Raw genomic sequence first — 25,206 nt, forward strand, 5'->3', positions numbered from 1 at the left:
TGCGATCCTCAGTGTTTGATCTTGTAGAGCTGGAAGCCCTTGCCGTCGTGCACCAGATCGAGATTGCTGGGGTCGGGATTGTCGGCCTCGCGCTCGGTGTAGAGCACGAAGACGAAATCGTCCTCGTCGGTCCACTTGTCCCAGAAGTGGTCGCGCGGCGCCTCGTCGTCGTGGACGTAGGAGGTCGCGACCAGCTGCGAGATGGTCGGCGGCACCCCGTCCTCGGTGTCGACCTGCGCCCGGAAGGCGCGGCGCACCGTCATGATCTGCTTGCCCTTGACCGTGAAGGCGGTCGAGACCAGCGCCGAGCGCTCGATCATCGCCACGCAGGGCGCATGACTGATCGCGTCCTGCTCGGCCTGGGTGCCCTTGGGCTCGTCGGCATAGGCCACCAGGATCTTGGCACCGCGCGGCACGTCGACCAGCGAAGCGCGGAAATCGTCGTAGATCGCCCCGATCCGCGACCACTGCAGCGCCACGTCGCCGACCCGGAGCAGCGCGAAGCCGATCACCAGCACCAGGAAGCCGGCACGGCTCCACTTGTCTTCCGGATCGAGGCGGACGAAGCCGACCAGCATCACCAGGAGCGCCACCGGCAGGCGCTGGTCGGCCATGTCCGAGCCGAACAGCGTATAGGGCATCGCCAGGAACACCGCCGCGCCGAAGGCGGCGAGCGGCACCACCGCCCCGTGCGCCGACAACAGCCGCTTGTGGATCGCCCAGCCGAAGGCCGCGGCGGCGAGCCACAGCACGGTCAGGTCGTAGGCGTCGGTATAGGTGCGGAACACCATCGACAGCCCGTCCATCTTGCTCTGCGAGAACCAGGCGTATTCGCCGGCGAGCGTCCAGGTCGAACTCGACAGCAGAACCGGCACCAACGGCAGCACCGGCACGATCAGCACCACCAGCGACCGCACCAGCCGCCGATCGAAGGCGAAGCGCCGGCTGGCCCAGGCCCAGGTCTCGAAGGCGCCGATCGTCACCCCATAGAGGCCGACCGCATAGAGATGGCAGACGTAGAGGACTACGCAGAACACCGCCGAGACCGCCATGCGGACGATCGGCCGGCTATTCTGCAGGGCGATCCAGAAGGCCAGGCCCCAGGTCGCGACGCCGACACCGATCAGGTAGTTCATCAACCCGATCAGGAAGACGCCGTTGTAGAGGATCACGAAGGCGGTCAGCGGGAACGGATTGAACCGGCCGTAGAGCGCCCGATGCACCGCCATCGGCCCGGTCACCAGCGACAGGATGGTCAGCATGGTGAAGACCTGCCCGGCCCGGTAGATGTCGACCACCCGCGCCAGGATCGGCACGACGATGTCCATCGCCAGATTGGGGATCGGCTGCCATTCGATCTTGTAGAACTGGTCGAGATGGACGTCCTTGCCCTGCACCGCGATCACGTACATGCGGGCGAGGTGGTTGACGTAGTCCGACAGCGGCGGCACCGCCACCTGGAACACCGGCACCAGGACGATCGCCGTCAGGACGACGAAGGCGATCGAAAATTCGTGGGCGAGCAGGAACTCGACGACGGCATTCCGCCGGCGTGCACGGTCGGACGTCGGCGAGGGTTCGCGAGCACTGAGTTCGGTCATGGCACCGGGAAGGTCACGGGAGGAAACGACGGCGAGTGCGGGACTGACCGCATCCGCACGGCGCATTTACGACGAATCGCCGCAGCTTTCCGCACGTTTCCGTGATTCTACCCGAGAATGTTTCCAATCGTGGCACCGGCGACGCAGTCCGCCCGGTCGGACCGCGCCGCCGTCCCGCCTCACATCGCGTCCGGCCCGCGGGCGATCGCCGCCACGCCGGTGCGGCTGTATTCGACCAGACCGAGCGGCCGCATCAGAGCGACGAATTCGTCGATCTTGTCGCCCTTGCCGGTCAGTTCGAACACGAAGCTCTCGGTGTTGGCGTCGACCACGCGAGCGCGGAAGGCGTCGGCGAGCCGCAGCGCCTCGACCCGCGCCTCGCCCTTGCCCTTGACCTTGATCAGCGCCAGCTCGCGCGCCAGCACCTTGGCCGACACCGTGAGGTCGACCACCCGGTGCACCGGCACCAGACGGGCCAACTGGTTCTTGATCTGCTCGATCACCATCGGCGTGCCGGTGGTGACGATGGTGATGCGCGACACGTGGGCCTCGTGCTCGGTCTCGGAGACCGTGAGGCTCTCGATGTTGTAGCCGCGGCCGGAGAACAGGCCGACGACGCGCGCCAGCACGCCGGGTTCGTTGTCGACGATCACCGAAAGGGTGTGCGTCTCGGGGGCCTGGTGAATGTAGGCGGAGGGATAGTGGGAGGTGTTCATGAGATGGTCGCCGTTTCAACTGGAGAGAAGGGAAGAAGGAGAGACCGCCGGGCCGGCGCGATCGTCGAGGAGCGCCGCGCGGCGCCCCCCGTCGCGCCCGCTCACACCAGCATCTTGCCCTTCTCGTCGATCACCGAGCCGATGTCCTCGACCGCCTCGCCGAACAGCATCTCGTTGTGCGCCTTGCCCGACGGGATCATCGGGAAGCAGTTCTCCGCCGGATCGACGATGCAGTCGAAGATCACCGGCTTGTCGACCGCGATCATCTCGGCGATCGCCGCGTCGAGATCATTCGGCTTCTCGCAGCGGATGCCGACCCCGCCGAAGGCGTCGGCGAGCTTGACGAAGTCCGGCAGCGCCTCCGAATAGCTCTCCGAATAGCGCCCGCCGTGCAGCAGCTCCTGCCACTGCCGGACCATGCCCATGTAGTGGTTGTTGAGGATGAAGATCTTGATCGGCAGCCGGTACTGCACCGCCGTCGAGATCTCCTGCATGGTCATCATCACCGAGGCCTCGCCGGCGATGTCGACCACCAGCGACTTCGGATGGGCCATCTGCACCCCGACCGCCGCCGGGATGCCGTAGCCCATGGTGCCGAGCCCGCCGGAGGTCATCCAGCGGTTGGGCTCGTCGAAGCGGAAGAACTGCGCCGCCCACATCTGGTGCTGGCCGACCTCGGTGGTGATGTAGGTGTCGCGGCCGCGGGTCGCCTCGTAGAGGCGCTGGATCGCATATTGCGGCTTGATCACCGTGTCCGAGGCGCGATAGGCGAGGCACTTGCGCGCCCGCCACGCCTCGATCTTGCCCCACCACGCCTTCAGCGCCTTCTTGTCGACCTCCGGCTGGGTCGACTTCCACAGCCGCAACATGTCCTCGAGGACATGGGCGACGTCGCCGACGATCGGGCAGTCGACCTTGATGATCTTGTTGATCGACGAGGGATCGATGTCGATGTGGATCTTCTTGGCGTGCGGCGCGAAGGCGTCGAGCCGCCCGGTGATGCGGTCGTCGAAGCGCGCGCCGACGCAGACGATCAGGTCGGCGTCGTGCATCGCCATGTTGGCTTCGAGCGTGCCGTGCATGCCGAGCATGCCCAGGAACATGTCGTCGTTGGCCGGATAGGCGCCGAGCCCCATCAACGTCGAGGTGATCGGGAAGCCGGTGGTCCGGACCAGTTCGCGCAGCAACTGGCTGGCGATCGGCCCGGAGTTGATGACGCCGCCGCCGGTGTAGAACACCGGCCGGTGGGCCTTGCCCATCATCGTCACGGCGTGGCGGATCGCCTCGAGATCGCCCTTGATCTTCGGCCGATAGGTCTTGTGCTGGATGTTCTTCGGTCCGACGTAGGTGCCGACCGCAAACTGGACGTCCTTCGGGATGTCGACCACCACCGGGCCGGGCCGGCCCGAGCGGGCGACATGGAAGGCCTCGTGCAGGATCCGCGACAGGTCCTCGATGCGCTTGACCAGCCAGTTGTGCTTGGTGCAGGGCCGGGTGATGCCGACCGTGTCGCATTCCTGGAAGGCGTCGTTGCCGATCAGATGGGTCGGCACCTGACCGGTGATGCAGACCAGCGGAATCGAATCCATCATCGCGTCGGCGAGCCCGGTGACCGCGTTGGTGGCACCCGGACCGGAGGTGACCAGCACCGCCCCGACCTTGCCGGTCGAGCGCGCGTAGCCTTCCGCGGCATGGACCGCGCCCTGCTCGTGGCGGACGAGGACGTGGCGGATCTTCTCCTGCTTGAAGATCTCGTCGTAGATCGGCAGCACCGATCCGCCGGGATATCCGAACAGGACGTCCACACCCTGATCGCGCAGGGCGGTGATCACCATTTCCGCTCCGGTCATCTGCCGTGACATGGGGGTCTTCTCCGGTCTCGTCTGGGCCCCGCGGGGCTTCGCTTCTGGCTTCGGGATGGTCGGTATCGCAGGCAATAAAAAAGGCCCCGATGGGGGGCCTGGATCCGCGCGCTCGCTCTCGTACCGGAAACCTCAAGGGCTCCCAGCGGCGGCGCGCGGCAGAATTACGAGGACGGTGGTGCGCGACATGGGTCGGCGTTTCCTTGAGCGAACGTTACGGCGCGACGGTAGACGCAGAGCCGCGAAGGGTCAAGGCCTCCCCGCCCGCTCGAGCGCGGCGAGGCTCGGACTTTGGTCGAAGGCCGCATCCACCCGCGTCCAGTCCCCCATCCGTCCGCGCAGCCAGGTCGACTGGCGTTTGGCGTATTGGCGGGTCTCGAAGATCGCCAACTCGAGGCCGCGCGCCGCATCGATCTCGCCGGCCGCCACCCGCGCCAGGGCAGAGACCCCGATCGCCCGGGTCGCCGGCAGGGCGGGGTCGAGGCCGAGGGCGGCGAAGCGCGCCGCCTCCTCGATCGCCCCCTCCCCCATCATCTGCCGCAGCCGCGCTTCGATGCGGGCGTGCAGCACCGCCCGTTCCGGCTCGACGATCAGCCGCAGCGCCGTCTCGGGCCGCACCAGCGGCGCCGGCCGCGGCCCCGCCTGCCAGGCGGCGAGCGGCCGGCCGGTGGCGTCGATCACCTCGAGCGCCCGGGTGATGCGCTGGCTGTCGCCCGGCTCCAGCCGCGCCGCGCCGACCGGATCGCGCCGGGCGAGCTCGCCGTGCAGCGCCGGCGCGCCTTCGGCTGCCGCCCGCGCCCGCCAATGGGCACGGATTTCGTCCGGGATCGCCGGAACTTCCGCCAGACCGCGGGTCAGCGCCTCGAAATAGAGCCCGGTGCCGCCGACCACGATCGCCGGTCGCCCCGCCGCCCGCAACTCCGCCAGCACCGGCGCGACGTCGGCCAGCCACTCGGCGACCGAATGGGCCCGCGCCGCCGGCACGTGGCCGTAGAGCCGGTGGGGCACCCGCGCCTCGTCGGCCGCGCTCGGGCGCGCAGTCAAAATCGTCAGTTCGGCGTAGACCTGCATCGAATCGGCATTGACCACCACGCCGCCCAGGCGTTCGGCCAGCCGCACCGCCAGTGCCGACTTGCCGCTCGCCGTCGGTCCTGCGATAAGCACCGCGCCCGCACCTTCACCGCCCGTGGTCATCGGCCGTCGGCCCTCGCCTCTCTCCTCGCACGCCGTGCGGCGCCGGCCGCGCGCCCGGCGGCAGATCATGAGCTTGTTCTCGATCATGACCCATGTTGCAACCCTGATCTCGAGCCCCGCCGCCCCGGCCGTCGATGCGAACGTGATCGCCGCGGCGCGCGCCCGGCTCGGCGCCGGTGAGACCCGGATCCTGGCGGACGGCATCGCCGCCGATCTCGAATTCATCGCGGAAGCGGGCGCCGAGCGGGTGATCGCCGAGGACCTGCGCGCGCGGCTTTCCGCGCCGATCGACGTGGTGGTCCAGCCGGTCGCGGCGCGACGCAAGCGCCTGCTGCTCGCCGACATGGATTCGACCATGATCGGCCAGGAATGCATCGACGAACTCGCCGATGAACTCGGCCTCAAGCCGCGCATCGCGGCGATCACCGAACGCGCCATGCGCGGCGAGATCGCCTTCGAGCCGGCCCTGCGCGAACGCGTCGGTCTGCTCGCCGGACTGCCGGCGAACGTCGTCGAGAGGGTCATCGCCACCCGCATCCACATCACCCCCGGGGCGATCGAACTGGTCGCCACCATGAAGGCCGCCGGCGCCTATACCGCCCTGGTCTCGGGCGGCTTCACGGTGTTCACCGGCCCGATCTCGCGGGCGATCGGTTTCCACGAGCATCGCTCCAACACCCTGGTCGAAGAGGACGGCCGCCTCGCCGGCCGGGTGCTGGAGCCGATCGTCGGCCAGGACGCCAAGCGCGCGGCGCTGCACGAGTTGTCGGCATCGAAGGGCGTGCCGCTGGCCTGGACGCTGGCGGTCGGCGACGGTGCCAACGATCTGGCGATGATCCGCGACTCCGGCCTCGGCGTGGCCTTTCACGCCAAGCCCAAGGTCGCGGCGGAAGCCCACGCCCGCATCGACCACGGCGACCTGACGGCGCTGCTGTACCTCCAGGGGTATGCGCGGGACGAGTTCGTCGGCACCCCATGACCCCGTCGCGCCCGTAGGGTGCATGGAGCGCAAGCGACTTGCACCGGCTGCGTCGGCGTGGAACCGCCGCGGGGCACACTCGACCGCGCCCAGACGCGGTGCAACGCGCTCCGCTCGATGCCCCCCCGCCCCCGAAACGCGAACGGCGCCGGATCGCACCGGCGCCGCTCGAAACGTCCGCCCGCCGGCTCACTCCACCGACAGCGTCACGAAGCGCATTTCGCCTTCGGCGTTGGCGAGCAGCAGCAGCGCCCGCTTGCGGCCGTCCTTCTTGGCGGCGGCGAGGCGCGTGGTCACGTCGGCCACCGACTTGACCTCCTCCTGACCGACCTCGAGGATCACGTCGCCGGCGACGATGCGCTTCTCGGCGGCCGGCGAGTTCGGCTCGACCTCGGTCACCACCACGCCCTTGGCGACGCCGTCCTTGATCTTGAAGCGCGCCCGCGTGGTGCCGTCGAGATCGGCGAGGCCGAGGCCCGCGACCTTGATCTCGGGCGGCGCCGCCGGGCCCTTGCCGGTCTTGTCGGCGGCCTGTTTCTCGCCCTCTTCCAGGCGTCCGAGCTTCACCTTGACGGTGATCTCCTTGCCCTTGCGCAGCACCGTGACGTCGACGTCCTTGGCGATCGAGGTGTCGGCGACCATCCGCGGCAGCTCGCGCACGTTGGGCACGTCGCGGCCGTCGAACTTGACGATCACGTCGCCCGCCTGGATGCCGGCGGCGTCGGCCGGGCCCTTCTCGGTGACCCCAGCGACCAGCGCCCCCTTGGGCTCCTTGAGGCCGAGGCTCTCGGCGATGTCGTCGCTGACCCCCTGGATGCGCACCCCGAGCCAGCCGCGACGGGTCTCGCCGAACTGCTTCAACTGGTCGATCACCGCCGCCGCGGTCTTCGACGGCACCGCGAAGCCGATGCCGATCGAGCCGCCCGACGGCGACACGATCGCCGTGTTGATGCCGATGACGTCGCCGTACATGTCGAACAGCGGGCCGCCGGAATTGCCCTTGTTGATCGCCGCGTCGGTCTGGATGAAGTTGTCGTAGGGTCCGGCATTGAGCTCGCGGTTGCGCGCCGACACGATGCCGACCGTCACCGAGCCGCCGAAACCGAACGGATTGCCGATCGCCATCACCCAGTCGCCGACCCGCGCCTTGTCGCTGTCGCCGAACTTGACCGCCTTCAGCGTCTTGGTCGGCTTGACCCGGAGCAGCGCCAGATCGGTCTTCTGGTCGCGCCCGACCAACTCGGCCTTAAGCTTGGTGCCATCGGGGAAGTTGGCGATGATCTCGTCGGCGGAATCGATGACGTGATTGTTGGTGACGATCAGCCCGCTCGGATCGATCACGAAGCCCGAACCGAGCGACTGGACCTTGCGCGGACCCGAGCCGCCGCGGCCCTGGTTCTTGAAGAACTCGTCGAAGAACTCCTGGAACGGCGAGCCGTCCGGGGCCTTTGGCAGCGGGATCTGTTTCTCGGCCGGCAGGGTCTGGGTGGTCGAGATGTTGACCACCGCATCGACCAGCGTCTCGGCGAGGTCGGCGACCGAAGCCGGGCCGGCGGCGGTCGGGGCCCCGGCCCAGGCGACCGGAGCCGCGACGACGGCGACCAGCGCCGCCACCGCCACACCGCGCAGGCTCCGCGCCCACGGCGACGAAGATCCGAAGGGAAGGAAGATCTGGGTCACGAGCGACGTCCTTTCAGCACGGGGAAGACACCGGAACGGCGGGACCGGGCGAGGCCCGGGAACCTTCGCCGTCCCGAAGGCAGCCATGGTTCGGCGGATCGGCGGCGCCACATGTCGCCGCCGCTCCTCGTCTCAGCCGCGCGCCGCCCAGACGATCGCCACGCCGGCCACCAGGGCCACGAGGCCACCGATCCGGAAGGCGTTGTCCGGCAGCATCCGCATCTGCGCCAACAGGCGCTTCATCGGACCCGGGGCGGCCGCATAGACCGCCCCTTCGATCGCCAGCACCAGACCGACGGCGACGATCAGGTCGCGAGTTCCCGGACCGAGCGTCATGGCGTCACGGCGCCGGTGCGAGCACGACCGCCGGCGGTCCCGCCGTCGGCGGCAGCGTCGGGGCCGCGGTCTTCGGCGTGATCACCGCCCCACCCTTGGAATCGGTGAGGAAGCGCAGGAAGGCCGAGGATTGCGGCGACATCAGCAGGCGGGTGTCGGAGCCCTTCATCGACGTTTCATAGGCCTGCATCGACCGGTAGAACTGGAAGAACTCCGGATCGCGGTTGTAGGCCTCGGCGAAGATCTTGATCCGGTCGGCGTCGCCCGAACCGCGCACCCGCTCGGCGTCGCGCGACGCCTCGGCGAGCAGGATCTCCTTGTCGGCATCGGCCCGCGCCTTGATCCGCTGGCTCTCCTCCGAACCCTTGGCGCGCAGCTCGGTCGCTTCGCGCTGACGCTCGGTCTGCATCCGCTGGAACACCGCTTCCGAGTTCTTCTGCGGCAGATCGGCCCGGCGGATCTTGACGTCGATGACGTCGACGCCGATGCCCTTGGCTTCCAGATCGACCTGGGCCTTGATCTTCTCCATCAGCCCGGCGCGATCGTCCCGGACCACCGCGAAGAACGACGCGTCGGCGAGAACCGCACGCACCGCCGACGACACGAAGGTGTTGAGGCGCAGGTTGCCGCCCTGGACGGTGCGCACACCCTGATAGAACTGGACCGGATCGACGATCTTGTAACGGGCGAAGGCATCGACGACGAGACGCTTCTTGTCCGAGGCGATCAGTTCCTGCGGTTCCAGGTCGATGTCGAGGATGCGCTTGTCGAGGTACTCGACGTTCTGGATGAACGGCACCTTGAAGTAGAGGCCGGGGGTGACCACGGCGCGGCGCACCTGGCCGAACTGCAGCACCAGGGCCTGGGTGGTGGGCGACACGACGAAGGCCGAGCTCACCGCCGCGATGAGCACGACGACGACGAGAATGCCGACGATTCCGAAGAATCCGGTCTTCATGGCTGGCCTCCGGTGCGCGGTTGCGCCTTGCGGGTGAGTTGATCGAGCGGCAGGTAGGGCTGGATCGCCCCCTCGCCCTTGCCCTGGTCGACGATCACCTTGTCCATGCCGGCGAAGACCCGTTCCATGGTCTCGATGTAGAGGCGTTCACGCGTCACGTCGGGCGCCTGCCGATATTCGGTCAGGACCTTGGTGAAGCGATCGGCCTGGCCGCGCGCCTCTTCGACGATGCGCTGGCGATAGGCCTGGGCCTGGGCGGTCACCGCCGCCGCCTGGCCGCGCGCTTCCGGGACGATCCGGTTGGCGTAGGTCTGCGCTTCGTTCGACAACCGTTCGGCGTCGATGCGCGCCGCCTGGACGTCGCGGAACGAGTCGATGACCTGCACCGGCGGATTGACCTTGTGCATGTTCACGAGCCGGATCTCGACGCCCGACTTGTAGGCGTCGAGGGTGTGCTGCATCAGATTCTTCACGTCGGTCTCGATGCGGCGCTGGTTCTCGGTGAGGATCAGCTCGATCGAGTTCTTGCCGACGATCTCGCGCATCGCGCTCTCGGCGATCGCCTTGACCGTGGCTTCCGGGTTCTGGATGTTGAACAGGAAGGCGCGGGCGTCCTTGACGTTCCACTGCACCTTGAACGAGACGTCGATCATGTTCTCGTCGCCGGTCAGCATCAGGCTCTCGTCGGGGAGATCCTTGCCGGGGATGTTGCGGACCGTGTCCCAGTCGCGCTGGCCGACCGAGATCTCGCGGACCGCCAGGACCTTCGGCGTGAACACCTGACCGAACGGCGCCGGAACGTTGTAGTTCAGGCCCGGCGTGGTCTGGGCGGTCACCCGTCCGAGGATCAACTCGACCCCGAGCTCGTCGGGCTCGACCCGATAGAAGCCGGTCGCCGCCCACAGGGCCACCGCCGCCACCGCGGCGAGCGCCACGCCCTTGACGCCGAAGCCACCGAGACCGCCGCCCGACCCACCGCCACCCGGCAGCCAGTCCCGCAGCTTCTCCTGGCTGCGCCGCAGCAGTTCCTCGAGATCCGGCGGCTGATTGCCACCGGAGGGGCCGCGTGGTGGTTGACCCCAGGGCCCGCCGCCCTTCCATCCACCACCACCGTTCTGGTTGCTCCAGGGCATGTCGCTTCCTCTGCCGGATCGTCCTCGGGCGGTCCTCGCCCCGCATCGTCCGCCGGCGGATACACATCCCCCGTCGGTCGTCGCGGTCGGCGGCGCCGAAGCTCGGGAAGGGTTATAGGTATCCGCCGGGTCGGTTTCAACGGAGCGACACGACTTCCCCGCCCGCGAACGTCGCAAGAACGCGGAAATCGTGAAGATCACGCGATGTTCACCGGCGTCGCAGTGTGACGAAGGCGAAGTCGGCCTCGTCGCGCTCGGTCCGCACCCCCGCCACCCGCGCCGTCTCCCGCCACTCGGCCGGGTCGAGGACGGGGAACAGCGCCGCCCCGCGCGGATAGGGTTCGAGCGCCACTTCGGTCAGTTCGATGCGGGTGGCGAAGGGCAGCGCCGCGGCATAGATCTCGCCGCCGCCGACCACCGCGATCGCGCCCGCCCCGCTCGCCTCGGCCACGCGACGGCCGATCGCGAAGGCCGCATCCAGCGAATCCGCGATCTCGACCCCGTCGAGCACCAGATCCGGATCGCGCGACACCACGATGGTCGTGCGTCCCGGCAGCGGCCGGCCGATCGAGGCATGGGTGCGCCGCCCCATCACCATCGGCAGGCCGAAGGTCAGTTCCTTGAAGTGCTTGAGGTCCGACGACAGGTGCCAGGGCAGCTTCCCGTCGCGGCCGATCACCCGGTTGGTGGCGGCGGCGACCACGAAGAAGATCTCCGGCGCGCTCATTCGCCCCTCCCCTCGCCGTCCTCGAAGTCGGAGAGCCCGAGCGACACCGCCTCGTTGCCGCGCCGTCCCTCGGCGAGTTCGACCAGCGCCGCGTCGGTGACCCGGAACACCGTCCATTCGTCCATCGAGATCGAGCCGAGCGACTTGTAGAAGGCGATCGATGGTTCGTTCCAATCGAGCACCCACCATTCGAAGCGCCCGAGGCCCTCGTCGACGCAGCGCTTGGCGAGATGGCGCAGCAGCGCCTTGCCGATGCCGTGGCCCTGGTGCTCCGGCTCGACGAACAGGTCCTCGAGGTAGATGCCGTGGCGACCGCGGAAGGTCGAGAAATTGTAGAACCACATGGCGAAACCGACCGGCACGCCGTCGAGTTCGGCGAATTCGCAGAACACCCGCGGGTTGTCGCAGAACAGCGCGTCGTCGAGCATCGCCTCGGTGGCGACCAACTCGTGGTCGAGCTTCTCGTAGGCCGAGAGTTTCTGGACGAAATTCAGGATCAGGCCGGCTTCCCCCGGCCGGGCGGAACGGATGGTCACGGTCATGTCGGGGCCTCGCTCACACCGCAACCGGTGCCTTGATGTGGGGATGCGGATCGTAGTCGATCAGCGTGAAGTGCTCGAAGCGGAAATCGGAAAGCCGCGTGACGCTCGGATCGAGCCGCATCCGCGGCAGCGGCCGCGGCGTGCGGGCCAGCTGCAGCTCGGTCTGCTCCAGATGGTTCAGATAGAGATGGGTGTCGCCGAGCACATGGACGAAGTCGCCGGGCTCCAACCCGGTCACCTGCGCCATCATCATCGTCAGGAGCGCGTAAGAAGCGATGTTGAACGGCACGCCGAGGAACACGTCGGCGGAACGCTGATAGAGCTGGCACGACAGCCGCCCGTCGGCGACGTAGAACTGGAACAGCGCGTGGCAGGGCGGCAGCTTCATCTTCGGGATGTCGGCCGGGTTCCAGGCCGAGACGATCAGCCGCCGGCTGTCGGGATTGCGCCGGATCTCCGCCTCGACCCAGGCGATCTGGTCGATGGTGCCGCCGTCCGGGGTCGGCCACGACCGCCACTGGTGGCCGTAGACCGGACCGAGATCGCCGGCTTCGTCGGCCCACTCGTCCCAGATCGACACGCCGTTGGCCTTCAGATAGGCGATGTTGGTGTCGCCCTTGAGGAACCACAGCAGTTCGTGGACGATCGACTTCAGATGCAGCTTCTTGGTGGTCACCAGCGGAAACCCGTCGGCGAGATCGAAACGCATCTGATGGCCGAACACCGAGCGGGTGCCGGTGCCGGTGCGGTCGGTCTTGACGGCGCCCTCGGCGAGGACACGGCGCATCAGGTCGAGATACTGTTTCATCGGACCCCACCTCGAACCTCGAATCGCCGCTCGGGCGACCTTCGACACTTGAAGCCTCGCGACCCGTCCGGCAAGCACCCGGGCGTCGCATCGCCACCTGCCCGGCCACCGCTGCCGGAACCGAGGACCCGCCCATGGCCATCGCCCACGTCGCCCTGTGGACACCCGATCTCGACGCTTCCGCCCGCTTCTGGGCCGACTGGTTCGGCGCCGAGGTCGGCGACGTCTACGAGAGCCGCCGCCGTCCCGGATTCCGCTCGCGCTTCGTCCGGTTCGCCGACGGACCGGCGATCGAACTGATGACCGGCCCCTGGCTCGCCGGACCGGCGCCGACCGAAGAGCAGGTCGGTTGGGCCCATGTCGCGATCACGCTCGGCTCCGAACCGGCGGTGCGCGATCTCGCCGAGCGTCTGGCGCTCGAAGGCTGTCTGGTCTCGCCGCCGCGCACCACCGGCGACGGCTTCTATGAGGCGGTGATCCGTTCGCCCGAAGGCGCATTGATCGAGATCACCGCCTGAGCGCATCCGCCTCATTCCGCCGCGACCCGGACGCCGCCCGCCGCCAACTCCGCCTGGAAGCTCTGGATGATGTGGCCCATCAGCGCCTCGACCGCCGGGCCGGTGGCTCGCGAGGCCCGGATCATCTGAATTTCGTAGGATCCGATGGGCGGCAGCAGGTGGTCGTCGATCGGCACGATCTCGCCCTCGATGACGCTGCGCGGGATCGGCGCCACCGCGAGATCGGCGAGCACCGCCGCGACCTGGCCCACGTAGTGCTGGCTCGAATAGGCCACCCGGTAGGGGATGCCGGCATTGTCGAGCGTCTCCATCGCCTTCGACCGCCAGGAACAGGTGGTGCCGGAGACGGCGAGCGGCAGCGGCCGCTTCAGATGCGCCTCGCCCCACCGCGCCCCCGCCCACACCAGCCGCTCGCGATGGACCACCGTCCCGGTGATCGGGATCGGACAACCGAGCCCCGAACTGATCAGGACGATGTCCACCAGCCCCGCTTCGAGCCGCCCGGCCAGTTCGGTGCTGGGCCGGCAGTCGACGTCGACCTGGACATGGGGGTGACTGGCCGCGAATCGCGCCAGGATCGGCGGCAGGAAGCGCGTCGCATAGTCGTCGGGCGTGCCGAGCCGCACCATGCCGGCGGTGTCGGCGCAGCGGAAGCGCGCCAGCACCTCGTCGTTCAGCCGCAGGATCCGCCGGGCGTAGCCGAGCAGGTCGTCGCCGGCCTCGGTGAAGGCGACGTTGCGGCCGTCCTTGGCGAAGATCGGCCGCCCGACGATCTCTTCGAGCCGCTTCATCTGCATCGACACCGCCGACGGCGTGCGGAACACCGCCTGCGCCGCGCGGGTGAACGAGCCGGTGCGCTGGACCGCCACCAGGGTCTTCAGGAGATCGATCTCGAGCATCGGCGCTCCGCTCGGTGCGACTTCGGCCACCGGTCTCTCGATGTCCTGCACGATCTCGTTCATGACGACGTCCCCTCGCCTTGTGGTCAATATTTCTGACGAGAATGATTAGTCCTTTTCGTTTGATTGATCAATCACCCGATGCGATCGTCCGAACGTCGGCCGGACGATTTCCGGCTTCCCCCAGCCCCCCTGTTCCCCGGCGCGCGCCTCGGCCGCACCGAACGAGGAGTCGTGCCATGCGCGATGCCGCTCTCGAGATCGCCCTCCGCGGCGACGACTTCGCCCTCTCCTACGGCGATCGGCTGGGCCGGGCGCTGGTCCGCCTGTGGCGCGACGTCACCGCCGCCGGCGGTCGCCGACCGGACCGACTCGACGGCCACGATCCTCGCCGCCTCGCCGATCTCGGCCTGTCGCCGGCCGATCTGCCGGTCGCGTCCGATCCCTTCGCGGCGGCGGGGCGCGGCTGGCCGGCCGGCGAGGACCGCTGGCGGCGACTGTGACCGAAGTGGGGACGGCGGTGCGGCGGAGCGGTCACGCCGCGGGTCTTTTTCGTCAGGCCCTTTCCCCGCCGCGACGGCTCACCTATATTGGGAGTGCCGTCGCAAGACGGCTATGGCGATAAACGAGCGGTGTAATACGCCTTTCGGACCCGGGGGCAGTACCCGGCGCCTCCACCCGAGCCCATCGGACGGTCCCAGGACGGATCGGCGGCGGTGGGTTCCGGCGGGGGCGAACTAGGATCGACGAGGGTCTAAAAACCGATCTTTTGCCCGGCATGATACCGCCGTTATCGGGTCAAACTATAGTTGCCAACGACAACTATGCTCCGGTTGCAGTGGCCGCGTGAGCGGTTTCTGACTCCGGTTACAAGTCCTGACGTGTAGCAGCGATCAGGCGGGGTTCGGAGGCACCCGGCAACAGAAGCCTCCACTTTCTCGTCCGTGAGGCGCGCCTGCGGTCTCCTTCGACCCGGCGGGCCGAAACGGAGCGACGATGGTCGCGGACTCATCCGAGCCTTTCGGTGGGGCCGAGATCGTGGATCGTGCCCGACCCCCGGCCGCCGTCCGGTGGCTTCCTCATCGAGTTCGAGACGCATGACTCAGGATCTCATCCGCTACGACGTTCTGGTGCAGGAAGCCTTGCGCGGCGTCGTCCGCAAGGTGATCGGCGAAATCGCCAAGACCGGCCTGCCCGGCGATCACCATTTCTACATCTCCTTCGACACCGGCCACCCCGGCGTGCGCCTGTCGGGTCGTCTCCGGCAACGCTACCCGAGCGAGATGACGATCATTCTGCAGCACCAGTATTGGGAGCTGGTGGTCAACGAATCCTGGTTCGAGGTCGGCCTGTCCTTCTCCGGAATCCCCGAGAAGCTGCACGTGCCCTTCGCCGCGGTGAAGGGCTTCGTCGATCCGTCGGTCGAATTCGGCCTGCAGTTCGAGGTGCTGCACGAGGACGCCGTCGCCGAGGCGCCGGCGGCCGAACCCGAGGGCCCGCGTCTGGTGCCGGTCGAGGCCTCGACCATTCCGTCGATCGCCGCCGCACCACCGGCACCGACGCCCGCCGCCGCCGCCGAGCCGGTCGCCGAAGCCGTACCGGACGTGCCGGCGACCGCGACGGTGTTGTCGCTCGACAAGTTCCGCAAGAAGCCCTGAGGACGCGCTCGCCGGAGGCCGCGATGGTCGAGATTCTGAGCCTCGCCAAGGCCCGCAAGGCGCGCGACCGCGCCGCCGAGCGTCGCACCGCCGAGGAGAATCGCGTCCGCTTCGGCCGTACCCGCGCCGAGCGCGACACGGCCGAGCGTGAATCCGCAGATGCCGCCCGCCGCCTCGACGGCCACCGCCGCGACGACGCCGGCGACGATCCGTCCGCCTGATCCGCCGCGGGAGACTCCCGATGGAAAAGCGCTCCATGACGATCGCCGGCCACCGCACCTCGGTGGCCCTCGAGCCGGAATATTGGCAGGTTCTCGAACGCATCGCCGCGGCCCGCGGCCGCACGCTGGCCACTCTGGTCGCCGAGATCGACGGCGCCCGCGCCCCCACCCGCAACCTCGCCTCGGCGATCCGCGTCGCGATCCTCACCGCCCCCGAACGCTGACGCATCGGTCGGCGCGTCGCCGTCAGCCGCCCCACAGGGCGAACAGCGGCGTCGAGACGAACGCCAGGACGACGATCAGGCCCCGACGCGCGCCCTTTGCGAACGGCGCCGGCAGGCGATCGAGGCCGATCACCACGGCGAAGGCGAAGACCGGCCAGACCCCTAGAAAATAGCGCGGCTGGGCCTCCGACAGGATTCCGGCGGCCCGGAAGTTCGACCAGCCGTGTAGGCCCACCAACGCCAGCACCACCGCGGTGGCGATCACCCCGGCGCGCGCGAGGTCACGGGTCCCGTCGTCCGCCCCACGCCCGCCGGGCAGCGCCGCGAGCGCCGACACGGCGAGGAGACCGAGCAGCGGCAGCACGTCGAGGCGGTGTTGGACGAAGGGGAAACGGGCGCCGAGCTCGTGGAAGAACCAGGCCGCGTAAATCCCGGGCGTGATCGCCGCCCGGGTGGCGTCGTCGGCGCGCAGGAACCAGTCGGGAAACGGATCGGGCAGCCACACCGGCGTGCCGAACTGCAACCACACCGCGGCGGTCGGCACCGCGCCGAGCACCGCGCCGGCGACGAGCCACGCCCCGGTGCGACCGAAGAAGGGCGCGTCACCGCGCCGGACCTCGAAGAGATGGGCGACGGCAAGGAAAGTGCCGGCCGCGACGAAGCCGTTGAGCTTGGTCCAGCCGATCGCCGCCAGCACCAGACCCGCGAGCAGCGGCCGGCGTCGCGACCCCGCCCAGGCCCACAGCAGCAGCCCGACTTCGGCGACCAGCAGATCGTCGTTGTTGACCAGAGCGCCCATCTTGGTGGTCTCCGACAGGCCGAAGACCAGGATCACCAGCAGGACCTTGGCCTCGCCGCCGACGAGCCGGGCGGCGAGCGTCCGGGCGGTCAGCGTCAGCCCGCCGATCACCAGGGCGACGTCGACGAGGCGCAGCGGCAGCGGATCTCGCGGGAAGGCGCGGGTCAGCGGCGTCATCAGCAGGTGATAGAGCGGCGGGTGGGCGAGATGGTTGGTCGCGGTCGTCCACGTGACGAGATCGGGCGCCAGCACCCGGTAGCTGCCATAGAGCGGGAACAGGGTCGGATGCTCGGCCAGCGCCACGGCGAAGGAATAGTGCTGGATCTCGTCGAAGAGATTGCCGATCGGCAACCGCCAAGCCCCGGCCAGCAGATGGACCGTGAACAGCGCCGCCCACACCGGCAGCACCATCGCGGCGGGATCGAAGGGCGCGGACGCCGGCGATCGATCGGCGACCATCGCGCGCCCTCGCCTCAGATCGGGGTGACGAAGGCGTCGACGACGCGTTTGCGCCCCGCCCGATCGAAGTCGATCGACAGTTTCTCGCCGTCGACCTCGGCGACCGTTCCGTTGCCGAACTTCTGATGGAAGATCCGGTCGCCGACCACGAACTTGGGCTCGGCGGTGGCGTGGCTCTTGGCGATCAGCGTGCCCTCGATCACCTTGGCGCGGCGATCGTGCAGCGGATTGCCCCAACGGTCGCGCGTCGGCGCCCGCTCCAACCGATCGTCGGCAAACCGCGGGCGGGCCGAATCGTCGAAACCGGAGCCGCGGCCGGGGGTGTCGCCGCCGAAGCCGGAGCCGCCGAGGCGTCCGTCCTTCTGCGATTGGGCGCGCTTCCAACCGGGCGTCGCATAGGTCGACCCGAAGGGTTCGGCCTGATCGAAGCGCGATCGCCCGTAGCCGCCGTAGCTCGACCCGCTCTGGCGGATCTCGACATGGGGCTCGGGCAGTTCGTCGAGGAAGCGCGAGGGGATCGACGACTGCCAGGTGCCGTGGATGCGGCGGTTGGTGGCGAACCACAGGGTGACGCGCTTCTTGGCTCGGGTCAGGCCGACATAGGCGAGGCGGCGCTCCTCCTCGAGGCCGGCGCGGCCGCCTTCGTCGAGCGAGCGCTGGTGGGGGAACAGCCCCTCTTCCCAGCCGGGCAGGAACACGCTGTCGAACTCCAGACCTTTTGCCGCGTGCAGCGTCATCAGATTGACCGCATCGAGGCTGGCGTCGGCCTCGGTGTCCATCACCAGGGAGACGTGTTCGAGGAACGCCGGCAGGCTGTCGTAGGCCTCCATCGAGCGCAGCAGTTCCTTGAGGTTCTCCAGCCGCCCCGGGGCATCGGCCGATTTGTCGTTCTGCCACATCTCGGTGTAGCCGGACTCGTCGAGGATGATCCCGGCGAGTTCGGTGTGCGACATCGCGTCGAGCTGGTCGCGCCAGCGCGCGAAGTTCTGTACCAGGGTCTTGAGCGCGCCGCGGGCCTTGGGCTTCAGTTCCTCGGTCTCGACCATGCGGCCGGCGGCGGCGAGCATCGGCACGCCCTGGAGGCGCGAGAAGGCGTGGATCTGCTGGAGGGTGGCGTCGCCGAGCCCCCGCTTCGGGGTGTTGACGATGCGCTCGAAGGCGAGGTCGTCGGCGACCTGGCAGGTCACCCGGAAATAGGCCAGCGCATCGCGGATCTCGGCGCGCTCGTAGAAGCGCGGGCCGCCGATCACCCGATAGGGCAGACCGAGGGTGACGAAACGGTCTTCGAACTCGCGCATCTGGAACGAGGCGCGCACCAGGATGGCGATCTCGTCGAGGCGGTGGCCCTGCCGCTGCAGCGCCTCGATCTCGTCGCCGATCGAGCGGGCCTCTTCCTCCGAATCCCAGGCATTGGCCACCACCACCTTGGCGGCGTCGGGGTCGTCGCGCTCGGTGAACAGCGTCTTGCCCAGCCGCCCCTCGTTGTGGGCGATCAGGTGCGAGGCGGAGGCGAGGATGTGGGTGGTCGAGCGGTAGTTGCGCTCCAGACGGATCACCGCGGCGCCGGGGAAATCGTGCTCGAAGCGCAGGATGTTGTCGACCTCGGCGCCGCGCCAGCCGTAGATCGACTGGTCGTCGTCGCCGACGCAGCAGACGTTGCGGGTGCCGACGGCGAGCAGGCGCAGCCACAGATACTGCGCGACGTTGGTGTCCTGATACTCGTCGACCAGGATGTAGCGGAAGCGGCGCTGCCAGTCGGCGAGCACGTCGGGGCGGTCGCGCCAGATCTTGACGACATGCAGCAGCAGGTCGCCGAAGTCGCAGGCGTTGAGCGTCACCAGACGGTTCTGATAGGCGCGGTAGAGATCGCCGCCCTTGCCGCCGCCGAAGGCGCGGGCCTCGAGCGGCGGCACCTGATCGGGGGTCAGGCCCTTGTTCTTCCAGCCGTCGAGGAAGCTCGCGAACTGGCGAGCGGGCCAGCGCTTCTCGTCGATGCCTTCGGCCTGGATGACCTGTTTGATCAGCCGCAGCTGGTCGTCCATGTCGAGAATGGTGAAGTCGGAGCGCAGGCCGACCAGTTCGGCGTGGCGGCGCAGGATGCGGGTGCCGATGGCGTGGAAAGTGCCCAGCCACGGCATGCCCTCGACCGCCGACCCGACCAGCCGGCCGATCCGCTCCTTCATCTCGCGCGCCGCCTTGTTGGTGAAGGTGACGGCGAGGATCTCGCCCGGCCGGGCGCGTCCGGTGGCGAGGATATGGGCGATGCGGGTGGTCAGTACCCGGGTCTTGCCGGTACCGGCGCCGGCCAGCACCAGGACCGGCCCTTCGGTGGTGACGATCGCCCGCGCCTGTTCCGGATTGAGCCCGGCGAGATAGTCGCGCTCGGCCTCGACCGGCGAGCCGGCCGCGGCGGCGCGCGCCGCGATGCCGCCCGGGCGGTGCGGGGCGAGCGGGGCGGGGTCGTTCGGCCGGCGCGAGAGTGGGGCGTCGTCCGGATCGAAGGCATCGGTCATCGCGGCGGGGGCTCGGATTGGCAGGGGATCGACACCGGACGGCCGCCCGGCTGATTCTCCCTTCGTTCACCCCCGACTATATCAGGGATGGCGCCACATTGCGGCAGAGGCGGCGCGCGGGCGATCGCGAGGGCCACGGGCCGGTGCGCCCTCCCCTCGCCTGTCGACGGCGGCCGGGGCGGCGCACCGCCCCTCGATTGGACAAAAAAAGACCGCTGGGCGTGCCAGCGGTCCAAGTCTTAGGGAGGAAACGCCCAAGGAGGGCCACCACCCCGAGGGGTGATGAGACTTTAGTAGTAGTCGATTGTGGCCAAATTGTGCCGGCCCGCAAGAACATGCGTTTCAGCGGCGGATTCCGCCGAAACCGCGGGGGGCCGGTCGTTCGGCGCGCGGTCGCCCCCGCCGACGCGCCCGCCTGCCACCGCGGCGCGACGCCAACCTGCGGCCAAAAATCTACTTCGGCGTGTATGAAAAAGTTCGACCCACTCGGCGGGAAATGCTTGGCCGGTGGCCGGCAATTCGTCCCCCCGCAGAGCGACGACGCGTCAATCGGTGGCATGAGACTTGATGAAATCGCAATGTATACGAACAATGATCCATCATGAAACGAAAGTCTTGTTCGGCGGAATCTTAGGTCGTTAAGTCTGCGTTAACCATGTTGATGTCTCCTGAAGTCTGAAACTGGAGCCCTCGACATGGTGTCGTCATTCTCGAATCTCAGCCTGCGCCTGCAGGTCGGCGCCATCGTCCTGGTCGTGCTGGCCGGTCTCGGGGTCGTCGGGGCGGTCTACCTCGACGGCCGGTCGCGCCAGACGGCGAGCCTCGGCGAGGCCGCGGTGGCGTCGGCGCTCGATGCCCGGGCGCAGACCCTGGAGATCGACCTCCTCCAGATGCGCCGGGCCGAGAAGAACTTCATCATCCGCTCCGATGCTGCCTATGCGCGGGAGAATGCGACGATCCGGGCCCGGGCCGAGGAGAATCTGGCCGGTCTGGTGCGCGAACTCGGCAACGGCCGCCATGCGGTGGTGGCCCCCAAGGTCGAGACCATCGTCAAGGGCGTGAAGGCCTACGGCACCGCCTTCGAGACCCTCGTGGCGGCGCGCGGGCGCCTCGGGCTCGATCCCAACGCCGGGCTGGAGGGGAGCCTGCGCAAGGCCGCACACGAGGTCGAGGCGCAACTCGAGAGCTTCGACGACCTCGCCCTGAAGGTGCAGCTGCTGCAGATGCGCCGCTCCGAGAAGGACTACATGCTGCGGCACGACCCGAAGATCGTCGAGCTCTTCGCCTCCCAGGCCAAGGCCTTCGAGGCGCGCCTGATGGCGGTCGATGCGCCCTTGGCGACCCGCACCGCGATCACCCAGGCGGTCGACCTCTACCGCCGCAGCGTCCTCGCCTGGATCGACGGCGATCACGAGATGGCGGTCGCCGAAAAGGCGATGCAACAGACCCATCGCGCCATGGAACCGGTGATCGACGACGTCGAGAAGACCGTCCAGGCGATCGCCGCCGCGGCCAAGGCCGACGCCGACGCGACCACCGCGGCGACCGATCGCAGCCTCCTGTGGACCTTCGCGGCGATCGTCGCGGCCCTGGTGGTCGCGTCCGCCGCGATCGGGCGGGCGATCTCCAAGCCGATCGGCACCATGACCGAGGTCATGACGCGGCTCGCCGACGGCGATCTCGAGGTGGCGGTGGCCGGGCGCGAGAAGACCAACGAGATCGGTCGCATGGCGCGGGCGGTCGAGATCTTCCGCGACAACGCCCGCGAACAGCGGCGGCTGGAGGCGGCCCAGGCCGGCGAGGCGGCGCGGGTGGCGGCGGAACGGCGGCGCGCGATGATGGACCTCGCCGACGCCTTCGAACGGCAGGTCGGCGGCGTGGTGTCGATGGTGTCGTCGGCGGCGACCGAACTCGAGACCGCGGCACAGAGCCTGTCGGCCTCGGCCGAAGAGGCCTCGACCCAGTCGACGGCGGTGGCGAGCGCGTCGGAAGAGGCGAGCGCCAACGTCCAGAGCGTCGCGGCCTCGACCGAAGAACTCGCCACCACGGTGCGCGAGGTCGGCCGTCAGGTCGAGCGCTCGGCGTCGATCGCCGGCCGGGCGATGACCGAGGCGACCGAAGCGACCACCCGCGTCCACGGCCTGTCCGGCGCGGCCGAACGGATCGGCTCGATCGTCCAGCTGATCGCCGAGATCGCCGGCAAGACCAATCTGCTGGCGCTCAATGCGACGATCGAGGCGGCGCGGGCCGGCGAAGCCGGGCGCGGCTTCGCGGTGGTGGCCGCCGAGGTCAAGGGGCTGGCCGATCAGACCGCCAAGGCGACGGCGCAGATCGGCACCCAGGTCGACGCGATCCAGGCTTCGACCGGCGAAGCGGCGACGGCGATCGGCGGGATCGGACGGACCATCGAGACGATGAACACCATCGCCGGCACCATCGCCGCGGCGGTCGAGGAACAGGGCGCGGCGACCCAGGAGATCGCCCGCAATGTAGCCCAGGCGGCGCGCGGCGCCTCGGAAGTCTCTTCCAACATCGCCGGCGTCAGCGATGCCTCGGCGTCGTCCAGCGCCGGGGCGGCCCAAGTCCTGGCCGCGGCGCAGGATCTGGGGCGCCAGTCCGAAGCGCTGCGCGGCGCGGTCGGGACCTTCCTCGCCGACGTCCGGGCGGCCTGACCGCCGCGCCCGGCGGGTCGCCGCGCGCATCGCCCCCGCGGCCGGGGCGAACCGAGACGCCGACGGACGATCGCCGGCGGTCGCCGTTCCGCAGCACCGTCGTCGCGTGAGGCGCGACGACTTTCCGCGTCGTCGACCGAGCCCGACCGTCGCCACCCGCCGCAAACCGTCCCCTTGGACGTTTCGCGCAGCGCGAATTCCCGCGGTCTACGCTCCAGGGCGCCGCCCATTCGGTCGAAGTCTCGATGGAACCCACGGCCCATACCGACCGTGCCGTCCTTTCCCTCAGCGACATCGCGCGACGCCCGTTCGACATCGCGGAAAGTATTTCGCTTGTCACGGCACGACGACCAACGTCAACCTCGTTTAATTTCGAGACATACGGACTATCAGACAGTTTTGCTTACGCAAATCAGGAAGATTTAACGCCCAATTCTGTAGAAATGAACGCTACGGTAGGGGGCCTCCAATAAGCGCATTAGATTTTCAAATCTCGGATTGCGGATTCAGGTCGCGACGATCGTCGGCGTGGCGCTGGTCAGTCTAGTGGTGATCGGCGCGGTCCATGTCGACGGACGGCGACAGCAGGACCTGATGCTCGCCGAATTGGATGCGGCGGTCGATTTCGCCGACCACATGCAGACCCTGGAGATCGACCTGTCGCAGATGCGGCTGGCGGAGAAGACCTTCCTGGCGCAACTGGACGCGAGCCAGGTCCGCCGGCACGTCGAGATCCGCCAGCGGGTGGCCGCCAGCCTCGCCGGGATGGAAGCCGACGTCGGCAGCGGCCGTCGCCGCGATCTCGCACCGGCGATCGCCACGATCGCCGCCGGGGTGAAGGCCTATTACGCGACCTTCGATCAGTTGGTCGCAGCGCGCACCCGGCTCGGCCTCGATCCCGATTCCGGCCTCGAAGGCGAGCTGCGGCGCAACGCCCACGACATCGAAGCGGCGGCCGCCGGCCTCGACGATCCGCGCGCCGAAGCGCTGCTGCTGCAGATGCGGCGGCAGGAGAAGGATTACATGCTGCGCCACGACGGCAAGTACGTCGACGACTTCAAGGCGCGGGCGAAGGCGTTCCGCAGCCTGACGGCGACGCTGGACATGCCGGCGACGGTGCGGGCCGGCATCGAGCGGGCCGCGACCACCTACGAGGCCGGCTTCCTCGCCTGGGTCGACGGCGACCGGGCGATCGCCGCCGCGGAAAAGTCGATGATGCAGGTGCACGGCGAGTTGCTGCCGGTGATCGACGCCGCCGAGAAGAGCGTCGCCCGCCAAGCCGAGGTGGCCAAGGCCGAAGCCGCCGCGCGGACGGCCGCGACCGAGCGCCTGATGCTGATCGTCTTTGGCGCGGTCGCCGTCCTGCTCGCCGGGCTGTCGCTGATGATCGGCCGGGCGATCGCCGGACCGATCGGCGCCATGACCGGGGCGATGGACCGGCTCGCCGGCGGCGACCTCGACGTGGTCGTGCCGGGCGGCGACAAGACCAACGAGATCGGCCACATGGCCAAGGCGGTGGCGGTGTTCCGCGACAACGCCCGCGAACGCCGGCGCCTCGAGGCGGAACGGGCGGGCGAGGTCAGCCGCGCCGCGGCCGAACGGCGTCGCGTCATGATGGAACTCGCCGATACCTTCGAACGCCAGGTCGGCGGGGTGGTGGCGACGGTCTCGGAGGCCGCGAGCCAGCTCGAAACGGCGGCGCAGACGCTGGCCGGGTCCGCCGATGCGGCCTCGGCCCAATCGATCGCCGTGGCCGGAGCTTCGGAAGAGGCGACCGCCAACGTCCAGAGCGTCGCGGCCTCGACCGAGGAACTCGCCACCACGGTGCGCGAGGTCGGCCGTCAGGTCGAGACGTCGGCGTCGATCGCCGGTCAGGCGATGACCGAAGCCTCGGAGGCGACGACCCGCGTCCACGGCCTGTCGGGTGCCGCCGAACGCATCGGCTCGATCGTCCAATTGATCGCCGAGATCGCCGGCAAGACCAATCTGCTCGCCCTCAATGCGACGATCGAGGCGGCGCGGGCCGGTGACGCCGGGCGCGGCTTCGCGGTGGTGGCCGCCGAGGTCAAGGGGCTGGCCGACCAGACCGCCAAGGCGACGGCGCAGATCGGCACCCAGGTCGAGGCGATCCAGACCTCGACCGGCGAGGCGGCGGCGGCGATCGCCGGGATCGGCCGCACCATCGAGACGATGAACGCCATCGCCGGAACCATCGCCGCGGCGGTGGAGGAACAGAGCGCGGCGACCCGGGAGATCGCCACCAATCTCTCCCAGGCGGCGCGCGGCGCCTCGGATGTCTCGGTCAACATCGAGGGGGTCAGCGCGGCGACCGCCGGCTCCAGCGCCGCATCCGCCCAGGTGCTGTCGTCGGCCCGCGACCTGACGCATCAGGCGGAGACCCTGCGCAGCGCGGTCGGCCGCTTCCTGTCCGACGTGCGGGCGGCCTGAAAACCGGCCGGCGGCGCCGTCCGCCGGCCCCGAACCGGCGAAATTCCAAAAAAAGACCGCTGGGTTTGCCAGCGGTCCAAGTCTTAGGGAGGAAACGCCCAAAGAGGGCCATCACCCCGAAGGGCGATGCGACCAAAGTAGTAAGTGATTGTGTCGATATTGTGCCCGAGATTCGAAATCGTGCCGTTTCGATGCAGATTCATCGGACGTCTGATGAGCGTGTCGGCCGGCGCCTGCAGCGACCGCAGAGCAGGATCCG

22 protein-coding genes and 1 other RNA gene are annotated in these 25,206 nt (G+C 68.9%); 9 read left to right on the plus strand and 14 right to left on the minus strand.

Annotated elements, in window-relative coordinates; all coding sequences use genetic code 11:
- Positions 1-8 precede the first annotated feature (8 nt).
- The 4 genes from EYW49_RS08175 to miaA form a co-directional block, all read right to left on the minus strand.
- The gene (locus EYW49_RS08175) at positions 9-1,601 is read right to left on the minus strand and encodes a hypothetical protein (RefSeq protein ID WP_131308074.1); all 1,593 of its coding nucleotides are present in this window, start codon (positions 1,599-1,601) and stop codon (positions 9-11) included.
- Positions 1,602-1,780: 179 nt separating this feature from the next.
- Positions 1,781-2,317 carry an acetolactate synthase small subunit gene (ilvN, locus tag EYW49_RS08180; RefSeq protein WP_131308076.1) on the minus strand — a complete coding sequence of 179 codons (537 nt, stop codon included), beginning with the start codon at positions 2,315-2,317 and terminating at the stop codon, positions 1,781-1,783.
- A 101-nt stretch (positions 2,318-2,418) separates the two neighbouring features.
- Positions 2,419-4,179, minus strand: a complete 1,761-nt coding sequence (locus tag EYW49_RS08185) for an acetolactate synthase 3 large subunit (protein WP_131308078.1) — start codon at positions 4,177-4,179, stop codon at positions 2,419-2,421.
- A gap of 249 nt (positions 4,180-4,428) precedes the next feature.
- Positions 4,429-5,343: a tRNA (adenosine(37)-N6)-dimethylallyltransferase MiaA gene (gene miaA, locus EYW49_RS08190; RefSeq protein ID WP_228259540.1), complete on the minus strand. Its 915-nt coding sequence runs from the start codon at positions 5,341-5,343 to the stop codon at positions 4,429-4,431.
- A 97-nt stretch (positions 5,344-5,440) separates the two neighbouring features.
- Here miaA and serB point away from each other — a divergent pair, with 97 nt between their 5' ends.
- Entirely contained in the window at positions 5,441-6,352 is a 912-nt protein-coding gene (gene serB, locus EYW49_RS08195) for a phosphoserine phosphatase SerB (protein WP_228259541.1), read from the plus strand.
- A 189-nt stretch (positions 6,353-6,541) separates the two neighbouring features.
- Here the strand turns inward: serB and EYW49_RS08200 are convergent, their stop codons facing one another.
- From EYW49_RS08200 to EYW49_RS08230, 7 genes are all read right to left on the minus strand, one after another.
- A complete protein-coding gene (locus EYW49_RS08200) occupies positions 6,542-8,119 on the minus strand; it encodes a DegQ family serine endoprotease (RefSeq protein ID WP_131308083.1) in 1,578 nt (525 codons plus the stop codon).
- A gap of 45 nt (positions 8,120-8,164) precedes the next feature.
- Positions 8,165-8,368: a DUF2065 domain-containing protein gene (locus tag EYW49_RS08205; RefSeq protein ID WP_131308085.1), complete on the minus strand. Its 204-nt coding sequence runs from the start codon at positions 8,366-8,368 to the stop codon at positions 8,165-8,167.
- 4 nt (positions 8,369-8,372) lie between these two features.
- Entirely contained in the window at positions 8,373-9,326 is a 954-nt protein-coding gene (gene hflC, locus EYW49_RS08210; protein WP_131308087.1) for a protease modulator HflC, read from the minus strand.
- Entirely contained in the window at positions 9,323-10,459 is a 1,137-nt protein-coding gene (gene hflK / locus EYW49_RS08215) for an FtsH protease activity modulator HflK (RefSeq protein WP_131308089.1), read from the minus strand. Before hflK ends, hflC begins: the two co-directional genes overlap by 4 nt.
- Before the next feature lie 208 nt (positions 10,460-10,667).
- Positions 10,668-11,186 (minus strand): dihydrofolate reductase, encoded by a 519-nt coding sequence (locus EYW49_RS08220; RefSeq protein ID WP_131308091.1) that lies wholly within the window; start codon positions 11,184-11,186, stop codon positions 10,668-10,670.
- Positions 11,183-11,728 (minus strand): GNAT family N-acetyltransferase, encoded by a 546-nt coding sequence (locus EYW49_RS08225; protein ID WP_131308093.1) that lies wholly within the window; start codon positions 11,726-11,728, stop codon positions 11,183-11,185. Before EYW49_RS08225 ends, EYW49_RS08220 begins: the two co-directional genes overlap by 4 nt.
- Before the next feature lie 13 nt (positions 11,729-11,741).
- On the minus strand, positions 11,742-12,536 hold the full coding sequence (locus EYW49_RS08230; RefSeq protein WP_131308095.1) for a thymidylate synthase: 795 nt from the start codon (positions 12,534-12,536) through the stop codon (positions 11,742-11,744).
- A gap of 134 nt (positions 12,537-12,670) precedes the next feature.
- On the opposite strand from EYW49_RS08230, the gene EYW49_RS08235 reads away from it, so the two are divergent.
- Positions 12,671-13,054, plus strand: coding sequence for a VOC family protein (locus EYW49_RS08235; RefSeq protein ID WP_131308097.1), 384 nt, complete (start codon positions 12,671-12,673; stop codon positions 13,052-13,054).
- Positions 13,055-13,065: 11 nt separating this feature from the next.
- Here the strand turns inward: EYW49_RS08235 and EYW49_RS08240 are convergent, their stop codons facing one another.
- Positions 13,066-14,016: a LysR substrate-binding domain-containing protein gene (locus EYW49_RS08240; protein ID WP_131308099.1), complete on the minus strand. Its 951-nt coding sequence runs from the start codon at positions 14,014-14,016 to the stop codon at positions 13,066-13,068.
- A 176-nt stretch (positions 14,017-14,192) separates the two neighbouring features.
- Here EYW49_RS08240 and EYW49_RS08245 point away from each other — a divergent pair, with 176 nt between their 5' ends.
- From EYW49_RS08245 to EYW49_RS08265, 5 genes are all read left to right on the plus strand, one after another.
- Positions 14,193-14,456, plus strand: a complete 264-nt coding sequence (locus tag EYW49_RS08245; RefSeq protein ID WP_131308101.1) for a hypothetical protein — start codon at positions 14,193-14,195, stop codon at positions 14,454-14,456.
- Positions 14,457-14,512: 56 nt separating this feature from the next.
- Positions 14,513-14,888, plus strand: a transfer-messenger RNA (tmRNA) gene (gene ssrA / locus EYW49_RS08250).
- Between the two features lie 162 nt (positions 14,889-15,050).
- Positions 15,051-15,611 carry an SspB family protein gene (locus EYW49_RS08255; protein ID WP_131308103.1) on the plus strand — a complete coding sequence of 187 codons (561 nt, stop codon included), beginning with the start codon at positions 15,051-15,053 and terminating at the stop codon, positions 15,609-15,611.
- 23 nt (positions 15,612-15,634) lie between these two features.
- A complete protein-coding gene (locus tag EYW49_RS08260; protein ID WP_131308105.1) occupies positions 15,635-15,832 on the plus strand; it encodes a DUF4169 family protein in 198 nt (65 codons plus the stop codon).
- A gap of 20 nt (positions 15,833-15,852) precedes the next feature.
- Complete coding sequence (locus EYW49_RS08265; protein ID WP_131308107.1) at positions 15,853-16,056, plus strand: ribbon-helix-helix domain-containing protein; 204 nt, start codon at positions 15,853-15,855, stop codon at positions 16,054-16,056.
- 22 nt (positions 16,057-16,078) lie between these two features.
- Here the strand turns inward: EYW49_RS08265 and EYW49_RS08270 are convergent, their stop codons facing one another.
- Positions 16,079-17,314 carry a hypothetical protein gene (locus tag EYW49_RS08270; protein WP_131308110.1) on the minus strand — a complete coding sequence of 412 codons (1,236 nt, stop codon included), beginning with the start codon at positions 17,312-17,314 and terminating at the stop codon, positions 16,079-16,081.
- A gap of 14 nt (positions 17,315-17,328) precedes the next feature.
- Positions 17,329-19,827 (minus strand): ATP-dependent helicase, encoded by a 2,499-nt coding sequence (locus EYW49_RS08275; RefSeq protein WP_131308112.1) that lies wholly within the window; start codon positions 19,825-19,827, stop codon positions 17,329-17,331.
- Positions 19,828-20,522: 695 nt separating this feature from the next.
- Between EYW49_RS08275 and EYW49_RS08280 the strand changes: the two genes are divergently transcribed.
- Positions 20,523-22,499 (plus strand): methyl-accepting chemotaxis protein, encoded by a 1,977-nt coding sequence (locus EYW49_RS08280; RefSeq protein ID WP_131308114.1) that lies wholly within the window; start codon positions 20,523-20,525, stop codon positions 22,497-22,499.
- A gap of 498 nt (positions 22,500-22,997) precedes the next feature.
- Complete coding sequence (locus EYW49_RS08285) at positions 22,998-24,947, plus strand: methyl-accepting chemotaxis protein (protein WP_131308116.1); 1,950 nt, start codon at positions 22,998-23,000, stop codon at positions 24,945-24,947.
- The last annotated feature ends 259 nt before the right edge of the window (positions 24,948-25,206 follow it).

The organism is Siculibacillus lacustris, assembly GCF_004328075.1.
In the GTDB taxonomy this organism is placed as follows: Bacteria; Pseudomonadota; Alphaproteobacteria; order Rhizobiales; family Ancalomicrobiaceae; genus Siculibacillus; species Siculibacillus lacustris.